At 64.9% G+C, this 20770-nt stretch carries 17 protein-coding genes; 12 read left to right on the forward strand and 5 right to left on the reverse strand.

Annotation, left to right across the window (positions count from 1 at the left end; genetic code table 11):
• Window positions 1-69: 69 nt before the first annotated feature.
• Entirely contained in the window at window positions 70-1293 is a 1224-nt protein-coding gene (locus ACZ1JW_RS12825) for a S8 family serine peptidase (protein WP_465140808.1), read from the reverse strand.
• A 131-nt stretch (window positions 1294-1424) separates the two neighbouring features.
• Here ACZ1JW_RS12825 and ACZ1JW_RS12830 point away from each other — a divergent pair, with 131 nt between their 5' ends.
• Window positions 1425-1871 carry an RNA polymerase sigma factor gene (locus tag ACZ1JW_RS12830; protein WP_465140809.1) on the forward strand — a complete coding sequence of 149 codons (447 nt, stop codon included), beginning with the start codon at window positions 1425-1427 and terminating at the stop codon, window positions 1869-1871.
• Window positions 1868-2584 carry a hypothetical protein gene (locus ACZ1JW_RS12835; RefSeq protein ID WP_465140810.1) on the forward strand — a complete coding sequence of 239 codons (717 nt, stop codon included), beginning with the start codon at window positions 1868-1870 and terminating at the stop codon, window positions 2582-2584. The genes ACZ1JW_RS12830 and ACZ1JW_RS12835 overlap by 4 nt, the downstream gene beginning before the upstream one ends.
• Here the strand turns inward: ACZ1JW_RS12835 and ACZ1JW_RS12840 are convergent.
• Complete coding sequence (locus ACZ1JW_RS12840) at window positions 2581-3654, reverse strand: phytase (RefSeq protein WP_465140811.1); 1074 nt, start codon at window positions 3652-3654, stop codon at window positions 2581-2583. The two genes, ACZ1JW_RS12835 and ACZ1JW_RS12840, sit on opposite strands and share 4 nt — an antisense overlap.
• Window positions 3654-6446: a TonB-dependent receptor gene (locus tag ACZ1JW_RS12845; RefSeq protein WP_465140812.1), complete on the reverse strand. Its 2793-nt coding sequence runs from the start codon at window positions 6444-6446 to the stop codon at window positions 3654-3656. Before ACZ1JW_RS12845 ends, ACZ1JW_RS12840 begins: the two co-directional genes overlap by 1 nt.
• A gap of 245 nt (window positions 6447-6691) precedes the next feature.
• On the opposite strand from ACZ1JW_RS12845, the gene ACZ1JW_RS12850 reads away from it, so the two are divergent.
• Window positions 6692-8044 carry an aromatic ring-hydroxylating oxygenase subunit alpha gene (locus ACZ1JW_RS12850; RefSeq protein WP_465140813.1) on the forward strand — a complete coding sequence of 451 codons (1353 nt, stop codon included), beginning with the start codon at window positions 6692-6694 and terminating at the stop codon, window positions 8042-8044.
• An 8-nt stretch (window positions 8045-8052) separates the two neighbouring features.
• On the opposite strand, the gene ACZ1JW_RS12855 is transcribed toward ACZ1JW_RS12850, so the two are convergent.
• Entirely contained in the window at window positions 8053-8505 is a 453-nt protein-coding gene (locus ACZ1JW_RS12855) for a tRNA (cytidine(34)-2'-O)-methyltransferase (RefSeq protein WP_465140814.1), read from the reverse strand.
• A 108-nt stretch (window positions 8506-8613) separates the two neighbouring features.
• On the opposite strand from ACZ1JW_RS12855, the gene ACZ1JW_RS12860 reads away from it, so the two are divergent.
• The 8 genes from ACZ1JW_RS12860 to speD are packed head-to-tail and all read left to right on the forward strand — an operon-like array spanning window position 8614 to window position 15422.
• Window positions 8614-9597, forward strand: a complete 984-nt coding sequence (locus ACZ1JW_RS12860) for an SPFH domain-containing protein (protein WP_465140815.1) — start codon at window positions 8614-8616, stop codon at window positions 9595-9597.
• Between the two features lie 26 nt (window positions 9598-9623).
• The gene (locus ACZ1JW_RS12865) at window positions 9624-10286 is read left to right on the forward strand and encodes a DUF4178 domain-containing protein (RefSeq protein WP_465140816.1); all 663 of its coding nucleotides are present in this window, start codon (window positions 9624-9626) and stop codon (window positions 10284-10286) included.
• On the forward strand, window positions 10283-11533 hold the full coding sequence (locus ACZ1JW_RS12870; RefSeq protein ID WP_465140817.1) for a DUF4178 domain-containing protein: 1251 nt from the start codon (window positions 10283-10285) through the stop codon (window positions 11531-11533). Before ACZ1JW_RS12865 ends, ACZ1JW_RS12870 begins: the two co-directional genes overlap by 4 nt.
• Window positions 11530-11676: a hypothetical protein gene (locus ACZ1JW_RS12875; RefSeq protein ID WP_465126292.1), complete on the forward strand. Its 147-nt coding sequence runs from the start codon at window positions 11530-11532 to the stop codon at window positions 11674-11676. The genes ACZ1JW_RS12870 and ACZ1JW_RS12875 overlap by 4 nt, the downstream gene beginning before the upstream one ends.
• Window positions 11677-11702: 26 nt before the next feature.
• Window positions 11703-11912 (forward strand): DUF350 domain-containing protein, encoded by a 210-nt coding sequence (locus ACZ1JW_RS12880; RefSeq protein WP_144907729.1) that lies wholly within the window; start codon window positions 11703-11705, stop codon window positions 11910-11912.
• Window positions 11905-13455 carry a polyamine aminopropyltransferase gene (locus ACZ1JW_RS12885; protein ID WP_465140818.1) on the forward strand — a complete coding sequence of 517 codons (1551 nt, stop codon included), beginning with the start codon at window positions 11905-11907 and terminating at the stop codon, window positions 13453-13455. Before ACZ1JW_RS12880 ends, ACZ1JW_RS12885 begins: the two co-directional genes overlap by 8 nt.
• On the forward strand, window positions 13445-15073 hold the full coding sequence (locus ACZ1JW_RS12890) for an FAD-dependent oxidoreductase (protein ID WP_465140819.1): 1629 nt from the start codon (window positions 13445-13447) through the stop codon (window positions 15071-15073). The genes ACZ1JW_RS12885 and ACZ1JW_RS12890 overlap by 11 nt, the downstream gene beginning before the upstream one ends.
• Before the next feature lies 1 nt (window position 15074).
• Window positions 15075-15422: an adenosylmethionine decarboxylase gene (gene speD, locus ACZ1JW_RS12895; RefSeq protein ID WP_465142776.1), complete on the forward strand. Its 348-nt coding sequence runs from the start codon at window positions 15075-15077 to the stop codon at window positions 15420-15422.
• A gap of 112 nt (window positions 15423-15534) precedes the next feature.
• Here the strand turns inward: speD and ACZ1JW_RS12900 are convergent, their stop codons facing one another.
• Entirely contained in the window at window positions 15535-17793 is a 2259-nt protein-coding gene (locus ACZ1JW_RS12900; RefSeq protein WP_465140820.1) for a TonB-dependent receptor, read from the reverse strand.
• 267 nt (window positions 17794-18060) lie between these two features.
• Between ACZ1JW_RS12900 and ACZ1JW_RS12905 the strand changes: the two genes are divergently transcribed.
• Entirely contained in the window at window positions 18061-20748 is a 2688-nt protein-coding gene (locus ACZ1JW_RS12905; protein WP_465140821.1) for a glycoside hydrolase family 2 protein, read from the forward strand.
• Window positions 20749-20770: the final 22 nt, after the last annotated feature.

Raw genomic sequence — 20770 nt, forward strand, 5'->3', positions numbered from 1 at the left:
GCGTTGACTGCCTCTCGAAAGGAAAACGGATCGCGTCAGAGGTTTAATGCATGGCTTCGCAAAATTTTTTCAGCGCGTCGGCCTACAGATGGTGCAGAGCAGGCCCCGGCCATAGGTGCCGTCTGCCCCGCGCGGGCCCAGATCGATGGCTTCGGCATCAAGTCGCGCCCTGATATTGCCGCCCATGGCAAGCGCCGCCCGGGATGCCACCAGCGGCGTTGCAAACGAGGTGCCCCGCACTCTCACCCTACGTCCCGCAGCATTGGTCGCGAACAGGTCGGCACCGGGCGCGGCGTAATCGAGATGCAGTGCGCGCCCTGCCTCGATCAGCGCACGATTGCGCCCGTCCACGGCGGTCACCGCCAGCACGCCGGGGTAGGAGGCAGGGTAGGCGGGTGGCGCTGCCGGACCATCGTTGCCCACCGCCGCCACGATCACCGCACCCCGCTGGTGCGCAGCCGTGACGGCGCGGGCAACCACGGGATTGGCAGGGCCGACAAGACTCATCGAAACGACGCGCACCTCCTTGCCCACCAGCCAGTTCAGCGCCCGCGCCACCGCCAGCGCATTCCCCGCTGCCGGATCGTCGCCATAGACATCGGCCACCACGATCCGCTGCACGCCCGCATGACGCAGCAGCGAGGCCACGGCGCTGCCATGATCGCTGGCCCTGGGCGCACCCCGCGCAAATCCTCTGGTTTCCGCAACAGCGACTGCCGCCCCGGCCCCCCCGTCGATCACCCCGACCGGCGTCGCAATCGGCGGCATCGCACTTCCGCTCCCTTTCACGCGTCCTCCAGAAGTGCCACCGCTGGCAAAGCTCAGCGTATCTGCGGAAATCGTTGCATCGGGCAGGCGGGCGCTCAGCAGCGCCTGCGCCTTGGCGAGGCTCATGCCGGATGGCACGGCGAGGCGGACGACGGTGATCTCCAGCGTGTCCAGCGTTTCGGTGGACAGGACCGTGAATCCTGCAACCTTGGCAAGTTCCACCGTGCCGGGCGCAGGGTCTGTCAGGAGCAGTTCGCCCTTGCGTGCAAGGTCACCCGAAGCGTCGCGTTCAATGCTCTTCCGGTTGCGATCGAGGATGCGGGTGAGACGGTCGAGCCTGACCTGCAAGAGGCTCCTCGAGATGCCCTCGACTTGCCCCAGTGCCTCGGAGAGTTGGGGGAGAGTTGCCTCTATGCCTCGGAGAGTTGGATTTACGCTGCCGCGCACGTCGGGCAGCGCCAGTTGCGCCACGGCGGGGCCGGTTACGGTGCACAGGAGCATGGCGGCAAGGGCGAAGCGTTTCATTTTCATGGGCTTTTTGTCATAACCTGTCTGTCTATGGGATTAAACGGACGAGCCCGCCCGTTCTATCCATCAGAAAGGCAACGACACTGGCTGATCCCTTCGCCGATGGCATCCTCGCCCTGCTTCCTCGCTTGCGGCGCTTCGCCGCAGGCCTGTCGCGCGGCGGGGCAGGGGAGGCTGACGATCTTTGCCAGACGACCATCGAACGGGCGCTGCGCAACCGCGACAAGTGGCAGGCGGGCACCCGGCTCGACAGCTGGATGTACCGGATGATGCGCAACATATGGATAGACGAAGTCCGCGCCCGCAGCAGGCGGGGCGAGACTTTCGTCGACGAGGAAGCCGGGCTCGGCATCGGCGCTTCGGGCGGGCAGGAGGAAAGTGCGGCGCTCGGCGATGTCGACCGCGCGCTGGCCGGATTGCCTGATGAGCAGCGCGAGGCGGTGGTGCTGGTGATGATCGAGGGGTGGTCCTACAAGGAAGCGGCGGAGATCGTCGGCTGTCCGGTGGGCACGCTCAATTCACGACTGGTGCGCGGACGCGATGCGCTGCTGGCGCATCTGGGAGAAGCGGCATGACGACACCCACCCCCGAACAGCCCACCCCCGAACAGATCGCCGCCTTCGCCGACGGTCAGCTCGAAGGAGCAGAGCACGCCGAGGTCGCCGCCGCCATCGCCGCCTACCCCGCAATGGTCGCGCAGGTCGCCGCACACCAGGCCTTGCGCGCGCGCCTCTCCAGCCACTTCGCGCCCGTTGCCAGCGAACCGGTCCCCGATCGCCTCGCAGCGCTGCTCGCACCGCCGCAGTCCGAGGTCGTGGACCTCGCGCAAGTCCGCGCGCGGCGTAGCGGCTTGCCCCGGTGGATATGGGCCGCAGGCCCCGCACTTGCCGCCTCGCTGGTTCTCGCCGTTACGCTTGGCCGAGGCGGCGGCACAGGCGCGGACTATGCCCCTGACCAGATTGCCGCAGCGCTCGACAGCCAGCTTGTCGGGGAACAGCCAGCGAACGCCCCGGTGCGGGTGCTGCTGAGTTTCCGCGATTCAGGTGGAGCCTATTGTCGTGCATACTCGGCAAGCGAAGCGTCAGGCATAGCGTGCCGCGACCGCGAAGGCTGGAAGCTGCAAGGCGCAGTTTCTGCTGGCGCAAGACCGGAAGCAGGGGAATATCGGCAGGCCGGCAGCGAATCCGAGATCATGGCGCAGGCACAAGCGCTCGCCGCCGGACCCGCACTCGATGCCGCAGGGGAAAGGGCCGCGCGCGCCAGAGGCTGGCGCGGCCCGTCCGACTAGGGCTTGCTTGCAGCCACCGCCCGCAAGATCACGTCCCACGCCAACAGCTTGAAGTTCTGCGCAGACGGCGCGTTGTCGCCATCCTGCGCCACGAACAGGCCGCCCGGGCAGTCCGGTCCGAAATCGCCAGTCGCAAGCTCGATACCGTCGGTATCGCTCGTCGCGCCATAGCGGCCGGCGGCAATGCGGAAGCGACCGCGCGGGGCGGCAGTAGCAAGATCGAACAGGGCATAGGCATTGTCGCCCTGGCTCGACGCAACAAGCATTCCGCTGTCCGTCCCTTCGGGCGCGAGGGCAAGCCCTTCGACGTCATCGACGAGGCCTGCCTCCTTGCCGACCATGGCAAATTCCAGCGGCTTGAGCACCGCCGCACGCAAGTCCACTTGCCAGATGCCGACGTCCTCTTCGGCAAGGTAGAGTCGCCCGGTCCGGTCATCCACCACGCAACCTTCCGATTGCGTGGCGAACTTTACCGAGCGGACATGCCGTGCGGTGATCGTGCCCGCGTCCTCGGTCAGTACGCTCTCGGCCACGGTGCCGTCCTTGAGCACGACATAGGCGCGGGCCAGCTCGCCAAGAGCGAGGCCTTTGCCCATGCAGAAGCCGTATGCCTCGGCCGGAGCATGGCCAGCACCGAGGAAGGGCAGCGCGCCCAACGTAGAGAGCTTCCCCGACGCACCATCAAGCCGGAACAGTGCGATCTTCGGTTCGGCAAGGTCGCTGCGGTCGCTCGCGCCGACCAGCACGAAGCCGGGGCGCACTTCGCGCAAGTCGACATTGTTGAGCGCGCCTGCCGCAACGAAATCGCGCACCTTGCCGTCAAGGCCATAGACGTAAAGCCCGGCCTTCTTGTCGGTGCCAAGGATCAGGCTTGCTGCCGGATCTGCGGCGTTTCGCCAGATTGCCGGATCATCGGCCGCATCGGCATTGGCCGAGCCGACCGGCGTGGTTTCACCCGTCGCGGCAATGTTCACTGCCGGATAGACCGGGCGCGGCATTTCCCGCATCCCGGCGCAGGCCCCAAGGGCGAGTGCCGGGATCAGGGCCATGGCGTGTCGCACTGCGCGCATCAGAAGTTGATCCGCACGCCAGCGGCATAACGACGGCCGAAGCGTTCCCATTCGATGGTGTAGATGTCGGTCGCCTTTGTGGGCGTGCCGGTTGCGGTCAGCAGGTTGCCCGGTTCCGAATAGCGGCGGCCCGGATTGTTGAGCAGGTTCGAGGCATCGAAATAGACTTCGAAGTTCTTCGTCACCGCATAGCGCGCCGAGAAATCGAGCTCGTCATCCGCTGCCCAGTAGGTGTCGCCAGCGTCGGTCAGGTCGTCGGCATAACCGTCGAGCCAGGTGCTGCGGCGCTGGTACTGCAGGCGCAGTGAGAGGCCGTATTTTTCGTAGTATGCACCAAGGTTATAGACCCAGTCCGACGTGCCCGGCAGGCGCACCTTGCGGGCAGGGACGGTGCCCACGGCGGGCTTGGTCACTTCGCTGTCGTTCCAGGTCAGATTGGCGCTGACGCCGAACCCGCCCATGAAGTCCGGCAGACCAAGGCTTTCGGTCCACGGTTCGAGCTGAAGCTGTGCGGCCACTTCGAAACCGAAGATGCGCCCGTTGCCGCCATTGGCGATCCCGGTGAAGGTGTACTGCGAACGGTCGACGCCATTGCTGTTCAGCACGTCGGAATTGAAGGTCCGGCGCTGCGAATAGAGCACGTCCTCGACCTTCTTGTAGAATGCGCCTGCCATCAGGTAACCCTGCGGGCGCACGTACCATTCGAAGTAGGCATCGACGCCATAGGCGCGCTCGGGCTTCACTGCAGGGTTGCCGCCAGAGATCGTCAGGTTGGCGTCGTTAACCGTCACGTTCGGGCGCATCTGGTCGTAATCGGCCCGCGCCGCGCCGCTGTTGAACGAGAGGCGCAGCTTCTTGTCTTCGGCGAGATTGTAGTTGAGGTGGAGGCTAGGGAAGGCGAGCGTCTGGCTCGATTCCGCGGTTACCAGCCCGGTCGTCCCGGCGATGTTGGCTTCGGCGATGCCGCGGTTCTTCACGTGCTCCACGCGCACACCGCCAACAATCGAACCCCAGTCATAGCGCAGCGTGCCCATGGCAAAGCCTGCGAAGACCTGCTCGCGCACGTCGTAGATGTTGCCGGTGACCGGAGCGAAAGCGAAGTTCTCGCGCGCTGCATCGGCGTACTGGCGCATCTTGTCGGTATCGAAGTAGCGGAAGGTATAGCCCATCGGCAGCGCGCCGAGGAACGCCTTGTCGAGCGAGAAGTCGCTGTAGTTGGTCGACAGGCCGATCTTGGCGAAGTCTGCGCCGGACGTGATTTCGAGCTGGTTCTCGTCCACCACCTTGGTGCGCTGGTCGAACTGGAAGCCGAGCTTGAAGGTAGCGTCGCCGCCAAGGAAGCTCGTGTCCTTCGAGATGACGAGGCGGCCGGTATAGGCCTTGGTCGTGTCCACCGCATCTAGCAGGCGCAGCGACGCGAGCGGCTTCGTGAAAGTGTCGATTGCCGTGACGGCAGTCCCGGCGGTGTAGCGGGTCGGGCTCGACAGCTGGACGGTGGTGAACAGCAGCGGCGTGTTGCGGTTCGGATTGGTGAAATCATAGACCACGGTCGGACGCGCCGAGCGGGTCGAAGGGCTGTTCCAGCGCGCTTCGCCGACGACCGAGCGGTCATCCTTGGACTCGGTGTAGTTGCCCAGCCAGTTCACCTTCCAGCCTTCGCCAAACTCATGCGTGCCTTCGAGCGTGTTGGTGAAGATCGACTGGCGGAACGCACGCAGGGTGGAGCGCTGGTTGATGTCGATGCCGTAGACCGTGCCCTTGAGCGGGGTATTTCCGATGCAGACATCGGCATAGCCGGTGGTGCGCGGCGTGGTGTTGACGGTTGTCGGGCAGGCATCCGTGCTGTTCGACAGGTCGCTCTGGCGGTCGTCTAGGTCGAAGATGTAGTTGTCGCGCGCTTCGTCGTCGGTGAAGATCGTGTAGACCGAGCGCAGCGAGACCGTGTTGTCGCCGTCGGGATTCCAGTCGAGCCGCCCCGAGACCGACCAGTTGCGGCGGCGCAGGCGATAGAGCTTGTTTTCGGTCTCGCGCGCCCAGAAGCGGGTGCCGTTGCCGGGGCGCTGGTCCTGGCTGACGCGCTCCCAGTCGATCTCGAAGTTATCGGTCACCATGTTGCGTTCGAAGAAGCTGCCCGAAAGCAGCACGCCGATCTCGCCGTCGCCCGCCTTGAAGCGGTCCGAAACGACCAGTGAGCCTTCGTATTCGCGCCGGTCGCCCAGTTCAGCATAGCCGATGCCGGCCTTGCCCTGCACATGCAAGCCGCTGAAATCGAAAGCCGAGCGGGTGATGACGTTGATGTTGCCCGAAACGGTCTCGCCCGGCATGTCCGGCGTGACCGCCTTCGAAACGATCACCTGCTTGGCAATGGCCGAAGGGATCGAGTCAAACCGCGCATCGCGGCCTTCGGGGCTGACGACGTTGATCCCGTCGAAGCTCAGCGTGGTCCAGTAGTTCGGCGCACCGCGAAGACTGATGTAGCGTGCCTGGCCCTGATCGCGCTCGATGGCGACGCCGGGGAGGCGGCTGGTGGCCTGCGCGATGTTCTGGTCGGGCAGGCGGCCCACGCCGTCCGAGGACAGGACAGTGACCAGCGAATCCGACATCTTCTGGATCTGCAACGCGGCCGCTTCGGATTCGGCAATCGGACGCTCGCCGGTGACGACGATGACATCGCCGGGAGCCTCTTCGGCGGGCGCTTCTTGCGCAAGGGCTGGCGCGGCGAAGGCAAATGCGGCGGTGCCGAGCAGCGAAAGACGTGCGCGTGCAATGCGGCTGGTGCGCGAGAATGTCATTGTCTGGTAACCCCCTGAAAGCTCTGCCTGAGCCCGCGCCTAGGGGACAAGATTGACGGTCCGGCGTCAGTTCGGAGACAGTTCGATGAAAGGTGTTTCCAGATTGTTGCTGCACTGCGTTGATAGGCTTCCACTCGGGTGAGTGCGCTTCGTCGCACCGTTCACACAAAGTGCAGTTGTCGCATGTGGTGGCGCTGCCGATAGTCCTCTCACAAGGTTGCGATGCCGGTAGAGAGGATAGTCCCATGAGCCTGCGAGGCCCCGTTCCGACCCCGATGGACGGTCGCGATCCGTCCCATTTGCGTGGCGATCCGATCACGGGTGACCGATACTTTTCGCCCGAGTTCGCGCAGAAGGAATGGGACCATATGTGGACGCGCATCTGGCATATCGCCGGGCGCACTGCCGACATTCCCGAGGCGGGCGATTTCCTCGTCCACAACTTCATGAAGGAATCGGTGATCGCCGTGCGGCAGGAGGACGGCTCGGTCCGCGCCTTCTACAACTCCTGCGGCCATCGCGGGATGCGCATGGTCCACGATTCCAGCTCGGTCGAGGCGTTCCACTGCCCCTACCATGGCTGGAAGTGGGGCATCGATGGCGTTCTGAAACACGCGCAGGATGCCGATGTCGATTTCAGCAAGGGCAACCCTTGCGGCAAGCTGAAACTCAACGAACTTCGCTGCGACGTGTGGGGCGGCTTTGTCTGGTACACGATGTCCGACGACAGCCCTTCGCTGATGGACTTCCTCGAGCCGATGCCCGAGCTTTATCGCAACTACCCGATGGACAAGGCCGTGCGGGTGGCGTGGTACCGGATCGAGATCAACGCCAACTGGAAGTTCGTCACCGACAACTTCTCGGAAAGCTACCACACCCGCACCGCGCACCCGCAAGTGCCGCCATGGATCGATCAGGACGTCGATTCCGCGCGGCACGAGATGTGGCCAAAGGGCCATGGCCGCACCGTGCAGCCGATGCGGCCCTCGCTGACCGACCGACCTGAAGGAAGCGGCAATGCGATGTTCGAGGCCGAACTGGCCAAGTGGGACATCGACCCGGCCCGCTACGCGACTTACGAGGACTTCGCGATGCAGGGCTGGCTCGATCTCAAGGCCGCCAAGCAGAAGCTGTGGCGCGAGAAGGGCTATCTCCACTACGAGCACATGGATGACGAGGAGATCACCGACAGCCCGCACACGGTGATGTTCCCCAATGTCACGATCAGCTTCCTGCCCGACAACCTGATCCTGTTCCGCAGCGAACCGCACGCGACCGATCCGGAAAAGTGCTATTTCGACCTGTGGTGCATGGCGTTCCCGGTGGAAGGGCAGGCCGAGGTCCAGTCGATCATGGCGGGCATGAAGCCCCTGCGCGAGGTTGCCGAGTGCGAGCACCGGGTGTTCGATGGCGGGCGCGGGGTGCCAGAGCTTGCCGGGCAGATCGTCTATCAGGACATGGAACTGGCCGAGGCGATGCAGGCGGGCATGCACTCGCGCGGTTATCGCGACGCATATCTGTCAGACCAGGAAACCCGCATCCGTTTCTTCCACGAAGTGCTCAACGACTGGATCGAAGGGCGGCAGGGCAGGGCCTGATGCCAAGCTCAGCCCGGTAGCGTCCCCGTCTGCCGCAGCGCCTCGCCCAGCGTCACGGCGGCAGAGGTTGCGAGGTTCATCGAGCGGACCTGTGGCCGCATCGGAATGCGCACCCGGGCGTGGCAGGCTTCGGCGACTTCTGCCGGAACGCCCGCACTTTCCTTGCCGAACAGCAGGATATCGTCGGGATCGAAGGCGAAGTCATAGATCGACGCGCTGCTCTTGGTGGTGAACAGCACGAGCCGCGCAGGGTCGACCGCCTTGCGGAAGGCCTCGAAGCCGGCATGGCGGCGCACGGTCACATGGTCGATGTAGTCCATCGCCGTGCGGCGCACGCGGCGGTCGTCCCAAGCAAAGCCCATGGGCTCGATCAGTTCGACTTGCGCGCCCATACACGCGCCAAGACGCAACACGGCGCCGACGTTGCCGGCGATTTCGGGTTCATAGAGGGCGATCCGCATGGCGCCTGATAGCCATCGCCGCTCAGGCTTCGCAAGGGCGGAGGCGTTTGCCGGTTGCAGCGCGCGTCGCCACCGCTAATCTGCCCGCTCATTCCAGCGGGGACAGCCATGTTCGATTTCCTTCGCAAGCAGTTCGTTGATGTCATCGAGTGGCTGGAGCGCCCCGGCGAGCTCGCATGGCGCGTGCCCTTTGCCGACCGCGAAATCCAGCACGGCGCGCAGCTGACGGTGCGCGAGGGCCAGATCGCAGCCTTCGTCAACGAGGGGCGAGTGGCGGACTATTTCGGCCCCGGCCTGCACACGCTGGAAACGGCCAATCTGCCGCTCCTGTCAAACCTGATGAACTGGGACAAGGCTTTCAAATCGCCGTTCAAGTCGGACGTCGTGTTCCTCTCGCTCAAGGAACAGCATGGCCTCAAGTGGGGCACCGCGCAGCCCGTGACCGTGCGCGATGCCGAGTTCGGCGCATTGCGCCTGCGCGCATTCGGCTCCTATTCCTTCCGCGTGAATGAGGTCGCCCCGTTCGTCTCGCGTGTGCTCGGTACGCTTGAAGGCGTGGCCGTGCCGACGCTCGAGCCGCAGTTGCGCGCCGCGATCCAGACCGCGATGGCGACTGCGCTCGGCGGCAGCGGCATTGCCTTCCTCGATCTCGCCGCCAACCAGCAGGCACTGTCGGACCGGATCAAGGCGGAAGTCGACAAGGCCTTCGCGCAGTGGGGCCTCACCTGCCTGTCGTTTTACGTCGAAAGCGTCTCGCTGCCCGATGAGGTGCAGGCCCATCTCGACAAGGCGAGTTCGATGCGCGTGCTGGGGGACCTTGGCAACTACACGCGTTTTCAGGCCGCAGAAGCAATTGAAGATGCAGCGAACCAGGAAGGCGGCGGTGTGGCCGGGATCGGCGCGGGCGTGGCTGCTGCCACCGCACTTGGCGGCGCGATGGCGCAGGGTCTTGGCCGGGCAGCGGCTCCTGCTGCCCCGGAAGAAGACCCGCTGGCCACCATCGAAAAACTCCACAGGCTGGTCACGCTCGGCGTATTGAGCCAGCAGGAGTTCGATGCGAAGAAAGCCGAGCTGCTTTCGCGCATTCGCTGATTGCCGCAACGGGGGAATTGCAAGCGGTGCTGAACTGTCCGTCGTGCGGAGCGCAAGTGCCGGTGCGCGGGCCGTCCTTGCCCTATGGCACGTGCCCCTATTGCCAGACGCTGATCCTGCGCGAAGGCCTGCGCGTGGAGGACATGGGCAAGGTGGCGGTGCTGCCGTTCGACGTCTCCCCGATCCAGCTTGGCACCACCTTGGTTGCGGATGGGCGCGGGATGACGGTCGTGGGCAGGGTGCGCTGGGCGTGGTCCGGTGGATCGTGGAACGAATGGCTCGCCATTGCCGAGACCGGTGCGCAGTTCTGGCTGGCCGAGGCTGCGGGCATGTTCATGCTCACCGCCGAATGGCCGCAACTGCTCGATCTGCCCAAGGTCCGCGCCTTTGCGCAAGGTGAGGCGATAACCCGGGGCGATGTGATCGAAGTTGAAGGCCGACAGCTGTTTGCCAGCGATATCAAGCAGGTCGAATGCCTCGGCAGCGAAGGCGACTTGCCGATTTCCACGCTGGTCGGCACCCGCATGACCAGCATCGATTTCCGCTCTGCCAGCGGCGAAGTCCTCTCGCTTCAGCGTGACAAGACCGGGACGACCGCGTGGTTCGGCGATAGCTGGGATCTGATAAGCCTGAAGCCCGGCAACTTGCGCCAGATTGAGGACTGGACGATCCCCGGAGAGCTGCGGTGAGTGGCGGAAAGGCCATAACCTGTCCGGCCTGTGGCGGGACCATCGAAGTGCGCGCCGCCGGTTTCTCGGTAAACCTGATCTGTCAGAACTGCGGCTCGGTTCTCGATGTCTCGCGGCCAGAAGTCGCGCTCATCCGACGGCACGAGAAGGCGAAGGCCAGCTTCGCGCTTGAAATCGGCAAGCGCGGCACGGTGTTCGGGCAAGAGTGGGAAGTGGTCGGCGCGCTTCGTCGCAAGGACCAGATCACGATCTGGCAGGAGTTCCTGCTGTTCAACCCCTACCTTGGCTATCGCTGGCTGGTTGTGGCCGATGGCGAATGGCAGTTCGGCACGCCTCTGGCAGATCGTCCGCAGGGGGACCGGAACCGCGTGTTCTGGCGAGGCGAAAACTTCTCTCGGCTAGGACGTGACCAGCCTACCTCGACCACGGCGGTTGCTGGCGAGTTCTACTGGCGGGTCAAGGCAGGCGACACGGCGAATGCCACCCTGTTCCAGTCGGGCGAGACGATCCTTTCGCGCGAAGTCTCGGACGGCGAGGAGAACTGGACGCAACTGGTCCCGATTGATGAAGCCGAGATCGAGAACGCCTTCGGCCTCAACCGCCGCAGCCTGCCCCGGCGCAAGGCCGCGCAGGGCCTGATGCAGTTCAAGGCCGCACCGGGCATGGAGCAGGACGATCTTGGCCGCATGTTCCTGCTGGCCCTTGCCGTCTCGCTCTTCGCCGCCATCGCCATGGCGCTGCTGGCGGGGCCGAGCACGAAGACCAGTTCGATGATCCAGGTGCCGGTCGGCGGGCAGATCGCGCCGGTCAAGATCGGCACGATCACCGTGCGCAGGCCGTGGCAATTCGTCACCGTCAACGCAGACACCAACATGTTCGAGAACCGCTGGGTCGATCTCGAATACAATCTGGTCGACCGGTCGAGCGAGCAATCCATCGATGCGTTCGGCTTGGTCGAGCACTACGCAGGCCGCGATTCCGACGGCTACTGGACCGAAGGCAGCTACCATGGCGACACCATGTTCGGGCACGTTCCGCGCGGCACCTACGACGTCTATGCCAGCGGCACTGCCCATGGCTGGCCGGTCGATCCCGCGCCCAACGACGCCTGGGGGCAGGCCGAGACGATCAACGTCTGGGTCGAGGCCCGCACCGGCGCGATGTCGTGGGGCATGTGGTGGACGCTGGTCATCGCGCTCTTCCTCTGGCCCGTCTCGATCCTGTGGTGGAGGCACCGCGACAAATGACCAAGCGTCTCATCCTGTTCGCGATCCTGTGCTTCGGCCTGCTCGCCGCAGCCCTGTTCGCCGCGTTCAACGCCTACTCGTTCTACAGTGACGACGAGGACCGCCCATCCGCATCCGGCCACGTCGGCCCCACCCACAAGTGATCCCGCGATCCTGAAAGGAGCCTGTCATGCTCTCTGCCACCACCATCATCGCCACGATGCTCTATGCCGCGCTCGGCATCGTGATCTTCATCGTCAGCTTCGTGCTGGTGGACCGGCTGACCCCCGGCGAGCTGTGGCGCGAGATCATCGAGCGCAAGAACATGGCCGTCGCTTTGCTTGCAGGCGCGGTTGCCATCGGTATCTCGAACATCATCGCCGCCGCCGTGCATGGATGACATGCCCGAAGCCGCGACGGCAGGCGGGGGCGATGCCGCTCCTGCCTCGCTCGCGGTCATCCTGCTCGTTTCGGTCCTCGTCGTTGCCACCTGCGGTCTGATCTACGAACTGCTCGCAGGCACGCTTGCAAGCTACCTGCTGGGCGACAGTGTAACCCAGTTCTCCACCGTCATCGGCACCTACCTTTTCGCAATGGGCGTGGGCAGCTGGCTCTCGCGCCATGTCCGTGTCGGCGAGATGGCGGTGTTCGTGCGGGTGGAGATCCTGATCGCCGCGCTGGGCGGATGGTCGGCGGCCGGGCTGTTCCTGCTGTTCCCGCTCGTCGGCGATTTCCGCGTCGTGCTCTATGCGCTGGTCATGGCAATCGGCGTGCTGGTGGGGCTTGAGATTCCGCTGCTCATCCGGATCCTGCGCCACCGCTTCGCCTTCCGCGAGCTGGTCTCCAACGTGCTGACTTATGACTACGTCGGCGCGCTGATCGCCTCGCTGCTGTTCCCGCTGGTGCTGGTGCCGCAGCTTGGCATGATCCGCACCGGCTTCGTTTTCGGCCTCGCCAACGTCGGCGTCGCCATCGCGTTGCTAGTCGCACTGCGCAAGCAGGAGCGCATCGCCCGCGACATGGCGGCCGCGCTGATCGTCACCGCCTCGCTCCTCGCAGGCCTCTTCTTTGCTGACCGGCTCCAGCGGATGAGTGAGGTCGCCTTCTACAACGAGCCGGTCGTCTATGCCCGCTCCACCCCCTACCAGCGCATCGTCATCACCCGCCGTGATGGCGATTTGCGCCTCTACCTCAACGGCAACCTCCAGTTCTCCACGCGCGACGAATACCGCTATCACGAAGCGCTGGTCTGGCCGGTGCTCGGGCGCGTCGCGCAGCCCCGGCAGGTCCTTATCCTCGGCGGCGGCGATGGCCTTGCCGCGCGCGAGGTGCTGCGCGATGCGCGCGTTGGCCATGTCACGCTGGTCGATCTCGATCCCGAAATGGCCCGCCTGTTCCGCGATACGCCGCAACTTGCCCAACTGAACAGCCAGGCGCTCGCCTCGCCGCGCCTGACCATGGTAAACGCCGATGCCTTCCGCTGGGTGCGCGCCGAGCAGCGCCGCTACGATGCGATCATCGTCGATTTCCCCGATCCCACCGAGTTCTCGCTCGGCAAGCTCTACACCGAAAGCTTCTACCGCGAAGTCGCCCGCCTGCTGGCCCCGCAAGGCGTGATGACCGTGCAGAGCACCTCGCCGCTGATCGCCCCGCGCTCCTACTGGACCGTCGCCAGCACGCTCGAAGCCGCAGGGCTGACCGCGCGCGGCTATCACGCCTATGTGCCGAGTTTCGGCGAATGGGGCTTCACCATGGCCGCGCACCAGCCCATCGGCGATGCCGTGCGCCTGCCGCCGCACTTGCGCTTCCTCGATCCCGCAGCCGAGCGCGCCATGTTCGATTTCCCGCCCGACATGGCGCGTCGGCCCACCCCGGTGAACCGGCTCGACAACCAGGCACTCGTGCGCAGCTTTGCCGAGGAATGGGGCCGCTATGAAGGTTGAGCCGACCCGTCGGCAAGTAATGGGTGCGGCGCTGGCGGGATCGGGTGCGGCCCTGCTGCCCGGCTGCAACGCCCAGAGATACCCCGGAGAACGATACCCCGGAGAACTGGGCGGTGCAGACTGGCAACGCGGCCACTTGATCCGCGAAGGCAGGTATCCTGCAGCTACCGGCCCGGTCGAGGACATCGGCGTGCTGATCGCAGGCGGCGGGATCGCCGGACTCTCCACCGGCTGGCGTCTGGCCGAGGCGGGCTTTGCCGATTTCGCCCTGTGCGAGTTGGAAGACACCCCCGGCGGCAACGCCCGGTCAGGGCGCAATGCGGTCAGCGCCTATCCGCTCGGCGCGCACTATCTGCCCGTGCCCAACCGCGAGGCTCGCGCGCTGCGCCATATGCTCAGGCAATTCGGCATGATCGTGGGCGAGGAGCAGGGCGCACCGGTCTATGACCCGCTGCAACTCTGCGCCGACCTTGAGGAACGCTTGCTGTGGCGCGGCAAGTGGCAGGAAGGCCTCTATCCGCAGACCGCCCTGACGCCCGACGACCGCACCCAGCGGAGCCGCTTCGATGCCGCCATGGCCAAGTTCCGCAGCGCTACCGGCAGCGACGGCAAGCCCGCCTTCGCCGTGCCCATGGCTCTTTCCAGCGAAGACCCGCAATACCGCGCGCTGGATCAGCAGTCCTTCGCCCACTGGCTTGATGCGCAGGGCTACGCCTCCCAACCCTTGCGCGCCTACCTGCGCTACTGCGTCCGTGACGATTACGGCACCGAGCCCGAACGCATCTCGGCATGGGCGGGGATTCACTACTTCGCTGGGCGTCGCGGATGGGCGGCGCGCGGCGACGGCGACCGTGAACTGACCTGGCCCGAAGGCAATGGCCGCCTTGCCGCGCTCCTCGCCGATCGCCTTTCCGGCCACATCCGCCCCGCGCAATCGGTCGTCCGCGTGGTCCGCGAGGGCGACAAGGTGCTCGCTGACATCTTCGATCACCGCCAGCAACAGACCCGCCGCATCCGCGCCCGCGCCGCCGTGCTCGCCATGCCGCACTTCGTCGCCGCCCGCGTTGCGCCCGATTTCGCAGCCAAGGACAGCTTCGTTTACGCCCCGTGGGTCGTCGCCAACATCACAGTCAATCGCCCACCGGCAGGGAAGGGCACGCCGCTCGCATGGGACAATGTCTCGGCCGCCAGCGAAAGCCTCGGCTACGTCGTCGCCACGCACCAGACGTCGTCTGCTGGCAGCGGCGCCACCGTGCTAACATGGTATCTGCCGCTAAGCCGGGAAACGCCCGCTCAGGCGCGCAAGATCCTGATGACCCGCAGCCTAGAGGCATGGCAGGCGATCATAACCGACGATCTGCTCGCCATGAACCCCGACCTTGCCGGAGCCATCGAGCGCATCGACGTCTGGCGCTGGGGCCACGCCATGGCCAGCCCCGTGCCCGGCTTCCTCGATGATCCCGCCCGCATCGCCGCCGCCCGGGGCAAGGCGCCGGTCTGGTTCGCCCACTCCGACATCTCCGGCCTTTCGCTGTTCGAGGAAGCCCACTATCGCGGCGTAGTTGCAGCGGAAGGCGTGCTTGCCCACCTCGCGCATCCGTTCGAAAGTCTTGCCTGACATGGCCCACCCGCCCGGCACCAGCGTGCACCTGATCGCCGATCTCGCGCAATGCCACGGGCTGGGCGATGCCGCGCTGATCGAACAGGCCCTGCACGAAGCGGCGAGCGCCGCAAACGCCCGCATCGTCGGCCTGCACATGCACCATTTCGGCGAAGGCATGGGGCTGACCGCAGTCGCCATGCTCGCCGAATCCCACATCTCGATCCACACTTGGCCCGAAACCGGCGTGGCCGCGGTTGACCTGTTCGTCTGCGGCATCTCGGCCGATGCAGAAGCAGGCCTCGCGCGGATCGTGGACCTCTTGCGCGGTGAGGTTGTGCACAAGCAGGCCGTCAAACGCCTCTGAGAAGTGACCAAAAAAGAAGCCCCGGAGCTTTCACTCCGGGGCCTTTGAGGGGTGCCACCGCCATTGGGAGATCCGGCAGTAGCAAGGTGGCTCGTTTGGCGATGCGCTGCGATCAGAACTCGAAGCGCGCCTTGATGCCGAAGTAGCGGCGCGAATTGCGGTCGAGAGCCTGCTGCAGCAGACCCAGCGAACCGCCAGGCGAAACCGAGATGTTCGAGGCATAGCGCTTGTCGAACAGGTTGTTCACGAACAGGGCGACGCGCAGGCCGCCACGATCGTTCTGGTCGATGCCAATGCTGCCGTTGACCACGGTATAGCCCTTCTGCACCGTCAGCGGGTTCGCCAGCAGGTCGAAGTTGACCGCGCTCTGATAGGAAACGTCGGTCTGGATGAACGCGTCGAACGGCAGCGAAGGCAGCAGGATGTCGTAGGTGCCGCCGACGTTGAACTTCAGACGCGGTGCGTTGGGAAGGCGCTTGCCGGCAAGGTTCTGGCCCTTGACGGTCGAAGGACCTGCACCATCAAGATCGACGCAACCCGTCGTCTGCCCGGCATAGCACTGCGCGCCCGGGAACGACATGATGCGCGTGTCGGTAAAGCTCAGCGCGCTGTCCAGGGTCAGCGTCGGGATCGGGCGTGCCGAAAGCTCCACTTCGAAACCGCGTGTCCGCACCCGGCCGACGTTGTTGAGCGTCAGTTCGATGGTGTTGTCCGGCAGTACCACGCCCGACTGGGCTTGGAAGTCGCGGAAGTTGCTCCAGAATGCGGAGATGTTGAGCTGGACCTTGTTGTCGAGGAAGCGGGACTTGATGCCCGCTTCATAGGCATCGGAGGTTTCCGGACGCACGGGATTGGCCGCACGAGCGGGCTTGAAGCCGGTGCTGATGTCGAAGCCCTGGCCCTTGTAGCCGCGCGCGAACGAGGCATAGACCATCACCGCATCCGAAAGGTCCTGCCGCAGCGAGGTCTTCCAGGTGACGACAGTGTCCTTGGCCGCACCGACGCAGACGCTGAGGCAGGTTGCGTTGTTGGCAGGCGGGTTGGCATTCGGCACGTTGTTGACGAAGCGTGCGCCCACTTCTTCGTGGTTCAGGCGGACGCCGGCATCGACGTGCGTCGTGTCGGACAGGTTGTAGGTCAGCTGGGCGAACGCGGCATAGCTCTGCGTCGTGCTGCGCGACGTCCAGTTCGCCACGACCGGGCCCGAAGGTCCGCGCGCGAACTTGCGATCGGTCTTGCCGTCGGCATAGAACAGGCCGACGACATAGCTCAGATCCGACTTCGAGGGGGAGACGAGACGCAGTTCCTGGGTGAACTGGCTGGCAGCATAAGTGCTGTTTGCAGTTATGCCCCCTGGTATGCCCAGCACGTCAGAGATGGTGTAGTCGAAGTCTTCCTCGAACTGGAAGTCCCAGTCCTGATAGCTGGTGACCGAAACAAGATCGGCAAAGCCGAGGTCGAGGGTGGCGCGGCCTGAAACGGTCGTCTGCTTGCTCTTGTTGAACAACGGCTTGTTCAGGCGGACGTTGTAATTGTCCTCGCCCGGAGTGACGCCGACGAGGCTTGCCGCGAGCGGGGTGCCAAAGATGGCCGCGCCGGCAGGAGTTGCGCGATAGGTGCGGGCAAAGCCGTTGCTTTCGCTGACCGAGTGGCTGGCGATCACGTCGAACTTCAGGTTGTCCGTCGGTTCGAACTCGAGACGGCCCCGCACGCCGTAGCTCTTGTCGTTGTTGAGGCGCTGTCCGTTCTGAAGATTGCGAATGTAACCCTTGCGGTCGGCGTAGAACGCGTTCACGCGGAAGCCGACACCGGTGCCGAGCGGACCTGAAAGCGAGCCTTCGACGCGGAATTCGTCATCGGTGGTACCCGTGCCGGTCATGGCGCCGGTCAGGTCCTTCGATGCGCCGCGCGATACGATGTTGACGGCACCGGCAGAGGCGTTCTTGCCGAACAGCGTGCCCTGCGGGCCGCGCAGCACTTCGATGCGTGCGATGTCGCTCAGGCCCGAGAAGGCCTGGGCCTGCTGGAGCAGCGGCACGTCGTCGACGATCACGGCAACCGAGGGCTCGATCGCGGTGCTGAACGAGACCGTGCCGATGCCGCGAAGGTTCAGCGAGTTGTTGGTGGGCACGTTGCCCTGCGTCAGGGTAAGGCTGGGGGCGAGGCGGGGAAGGTCGCCGACGGTCGCAACGTTGCGATTGGTCAGGGCTTCGCCGCTCAGCGCTGTGACCGCAACGGCCACATCCTGCATGTTCTGCTCGCGCTTCTGCGCGGTAACGATGATTTCCTCGAGCCCTTCACCGCTCTGCTCGGGAGCAGCTTGGCTGGTATCGGTCTGGCCAGCGTCCTGCGCATAAGCGAAACCGGGCATCAGCGCGACCGCCGCTGCTGACAATAGTAGCCTGTGGACCGACATAACTCTCTCCCGTCTGGAATTTGGCAAAGCTTGTTGGTCTGACCGAATTGCGTCTGATCGAGCGCCTGTCAAGCCAATTTTTTGCGAACAGTCCGGATTCTGGTTAGCCGCTCGGAGCAGAAATCTATCAAACTTGGAATGAAAGTCTTGCAAAATCGCCAGAATATCGCTCTATTATCGGCCTGACCAATCTCAACGAAAAAAGTGCAAAGGGGAAAAGCGATGCTGAAGCGCAGGATTTTCGGGCCGGTCTCGTGGCTTGCGCTCGCCCTTTGGCCGACTCACGTCCTTGCGCAAGAGGCGCGTGCGGTGACGCAGCTCGATTCGGGCTGGCGATTCTTCGATGGCGATGCGCCTGATGCGGTCGCTCCTGATTTTGCCGATGCCGCTTGGGAAAGCGTTTCCGTCCCGCACACCTGGAACCGCGTCGGCTACTATCATCACGATCTGGGTGGCACCAACAGCCAGGCCACAGTCGACAAGCGCCAGGGTGTGGGCTGGTACCGCCTCAATTTCGCCACGCCCGCCGCCAGTGCGGGCAAGCGCCAGTGGCTCGAGTTCGATGCCGCCAGCCGGGTGGCCAAGGTCTGGCTCAACGGCAAGTACCTCGGCGAGCATCGCGGCGGTTTCTCGCGCTTCCGGCTCGATGCCACGGCGGCGATGCGGGGCGATGGCGACAATGTTCTGGTCGTGCGCGTCGACAATTCCCAGCCCAAGGCAGGCGGGCCGACTGCGGATGTGCTGCCGCTTTCCGGGGATTTCTTCGTGCATGGCGGGCTCTATCGCCCCGTTCGTCTGGTCACGACTTCGGCGCTGCATATCGATCTGGCGGACTTCGGCGGCCCCGGCGTGCGGGCCACCACGGTTTCGGCCTCGGCCCAGGAAGCGGTGGTCGATGTGGCCGTGCGCGTCGCCAATGACGGGGTCAAGGCGGCGAAGGCGCAGGTTCGCGTCGCACTGGTCGATCGTGACGGGCGCGAGGTGGCAAGTGCGGTGATTCCGGCCACGCTGGCGGCTGGAAAGACCGGTGAAATCAACGCGAATCTCACTGTCACTAACCCCCGCCTATGGCAGGGCACTAGCGATCCCTACCTCTATGACCTCAAAGTCCAACTCTCCGAGGCAAACGGGCAACTCTCGAAGGCAGAGGGCCAACTCTCCGATACAGTGAGCCAACTCTACGGCATCAGGACCATGGCGTTCGATCCCGCGCGCGGATTCCTGCTCAATGGCCAGCCCTATCGCCTCAAGGGCGTCGGCTACCATCAGGACCGTGACGGAAAAGGATGGGCGATTTCGCGCGCCGACGTCGAGGAAGATGTCGCCACTATCCGCGAGATGGGCGCCAACACGATCCGCCTGACCCACTACCAGCACGGACAGGATGTCCATGACATCGCCGACCGCGCCGGGATCGTGGTGTGGGACGAGATTCCGCTGGTCTCGGTCTGGACGCTGGGTGGCAAGAAGGACGCCGATCCGGCGCTGGTTGCCAATGCCAAGGCGCAGCTGACCGAACTGGTCAGGCAGAACCAGAACCACGCGGCCAGCGCGATCTGGAGCATCGCCAACGAGGTGGACTTCGGCAATTCGCTGCCGGCCTTCCTGTTCGGCGGCGTCAATGGGCGCGAGGTCGATCCGATGCCGCTGCTGAACGTGTTGCAGCAGACCGCCAAGGCGCTCGATCCTTCGCGTCCGACCGCACTTGCCACCTGCTGCGAGGCGCGGGCGTTCGGCGGCGACATCGAGATTCCGACCACGGCGGTAGCGGCCGATCTTGGCGGAGCGAACCGCTATTTCGGCTGGTACTTCGGGCAGCCGGGCGACCTCGGGCCGCATCTCGATGGGCTTCGCGCCAGGCGTCCGCAGCAGCCGCTGGCGGTGACAGAATATGGCGCTGGCGGCGCCCTGACCATCCACACCGACAACGTGCTCGGCGCTCCTGTGGACTCGCGCGGGTTTGCGCAGCCCGAGGAGTACGAAAGCTACATTCACGAAACCGCGCTCGCGCAACTCGATGCAAGGCCGTGGCTCTATGCGACGTGGCTGTGGAATTCGTTCGACTTTGCCACGACCGTGCGCACCGAGGGCGATGCGCAGGACATCAACACCAAGGGCCTCGTCGCCTATGATCACAAGACCCGCAAGGATGCGTGGTACTTCTACAAGGCGAACTGGAACGCGGAGCCGATGGTTCACATCACCTCCAAGCGCTACGCGAACCGCGCCTATCCGGTGGCCGACGTCAAGGTTTACAGCAACACCGCGCGCACCGAACTGCTGCTCAATGGCCGTTCGCTGGGCGTGAAGAGCGATTGCCCGCAGAAGGCCTGCGTGTGGACGGCGGTGGCGTTGGACGATGGCGCTAACGCTCTGGTGGCACGTGGAACCCACGCCGGCGGACAGGTCGAGGACCGGGCCGAGTGGACGCTTGCGCCCCGGACGCGCCAGCATTTCGTGATCGATACCGGTGCGCTGGTGGTAAGCCGCGGGGCGGAGCGGATCCTCGGCTCTGATAACTGGTTCGAAGGCGGCAGCACCGGGACGCTCGACAAGCCGGCCGATTTCGGCAGGCCATCGGTGCCGACCGAGATCGCAGGCACCAACGAGCGCAACGCGCTGGCGACCTATCGCAAGGGCACGTTCTCCTACCGCGTGCCGGTGTCCGATGGCCGCTACAAGGTGACGCTGTGGTTTGCCACGGCGGCCGACCAGAAGCCGGGAACCTTTGAAGTCAGGAGCGGGAAGAAGGTGCTGCTGCGCAAGTTCCAGCCTGCCATTCCGGCGTCCGGTGCCGTGGCGGAAGCCAAGGCGATTACGCTGAAGGCAAAGGGCACCCTCGCACTCGATTTCGTGCCCGGCACCGCAGAGCCGCGCGTCTCGATGATCGAGATCGAGCGGCTGCGCTGATCCTCCCCCAAGCCAACGGATA

The sequence above is a fragment of the Novosphingobium sp. BL-A-28-Hi1-0D genome (genome assembly GCF_055521755.1).

What these genes read in the sequence shown, in the direction of transcription:
- ACZ1JW_RS12905 (WP_465140821.1), top strand. Translation starts at nt 18,061, where the DNA reads ATGCTGAAGCGCAGGATTTTCGGGCCGGTCTCGTGGCTTGCGCTCGCC.
- ACZ1JW_RS12825 (WP_465140808.1), bottom strand. Translation starts at nt 1,293, where the DNA reads ATGAAACGCTTCGCCCTTGCCGCCATGCTCCTGTGCACCGTAACCGGC.
- ACZ1JW_RS12875 (WP_465126292.1), top strand. Translation starts at nt 11,530, where the DNA reads ATGACCAAGCGTCTCATCCTGTTCGCGATCCTGTGCTTCGGCCTGCTC.
- ACZ1JW_RS12860 (WP_465140815.1), top strand. Translation starts at nt 8,614, where the DNA reads ATGTTCGATTTCCTTCGCAAGCAGTTCGTTGATGTCATCGAGTGGCTG.
- ACZ1JW_RS12850 (WP_465140813.1), top strand. Translation starts at nt 6,692, where the DNA reads ATGAGCCTGCGAGGCCCCGTTCCGACCCCGATGGACGGTCGCGATCCG.
- ACZ1JW_RS12880 (WP_144907729.1), top strand. Translation starts at nt 11,703, where the DNA reads ATGCTCTCTGCCACCACCATCATCGCCACGATGCTCTATGCCGCGCTC.
- ACZ1JW_RS12900 (WP_465140820.1), bottom strand. Translation starts at nt 17,793, where the DNA reads ATGCCCGGTTTCGCTTATGCGCAGGACGCTGGCCAGACCGATACCAGC.
- ACZ1JW_RS12855 (WP_465140814.1), bottom strand. Translation starts at nt 8,505, where the DNA reads ATGCGGATCGCCCTCTATGAACCCGAAATCGCCGGCAACGTCGGCGCC.
- ACZ1JW_RS12835 (WP_465140810.1), top strand. Translation starts at nt 1,868, where the DNA reads ATGACGACACCCACCCCCGAACAGCCCACCCCCGAACAGATCGCCGCC.
- ACZ1JW_RS12885 (WP_465140818.1), top strand. Translation starts at nt 11,905, where the DNA reads ATGGATGACATGCCCGAAGCCGCGACGGCAGGCGGGGGCGATGCCGCT.
- ACZ1JW_RS12890 (WP_465140819.1), top strand. Translation starts at nt 13,445, where the DNA reads ATGAAGGTTGAGCCGACCCGTCGGCAAGTAATGGGTGCGGCGCTGGCG.
- speD (WP_465142776.1), top strand. Translation starts at nt 15,075, where the DNA reads ATGGCCCACCCGCCCGGCACCAGCGTGCACCTGATCGCCGATCTCGCG.
- ACZ1JW_RS12845 (WP_465140812.1), bottom strand. Translation starts at nt 6,446, where the DNA reads ATGACATTCTCGCGCACCAGCCGCATTGCACGCGCACGTCTTTCGCTG.
- ACZ1JW_RS12840 (WP_465140811.1), bottom strand. Translation starts at nt 3,654, where the DNA reads ATGCGCGCAGTGCGACACGCCATGGCCCTGATCCCGGCACTCGCCCTT.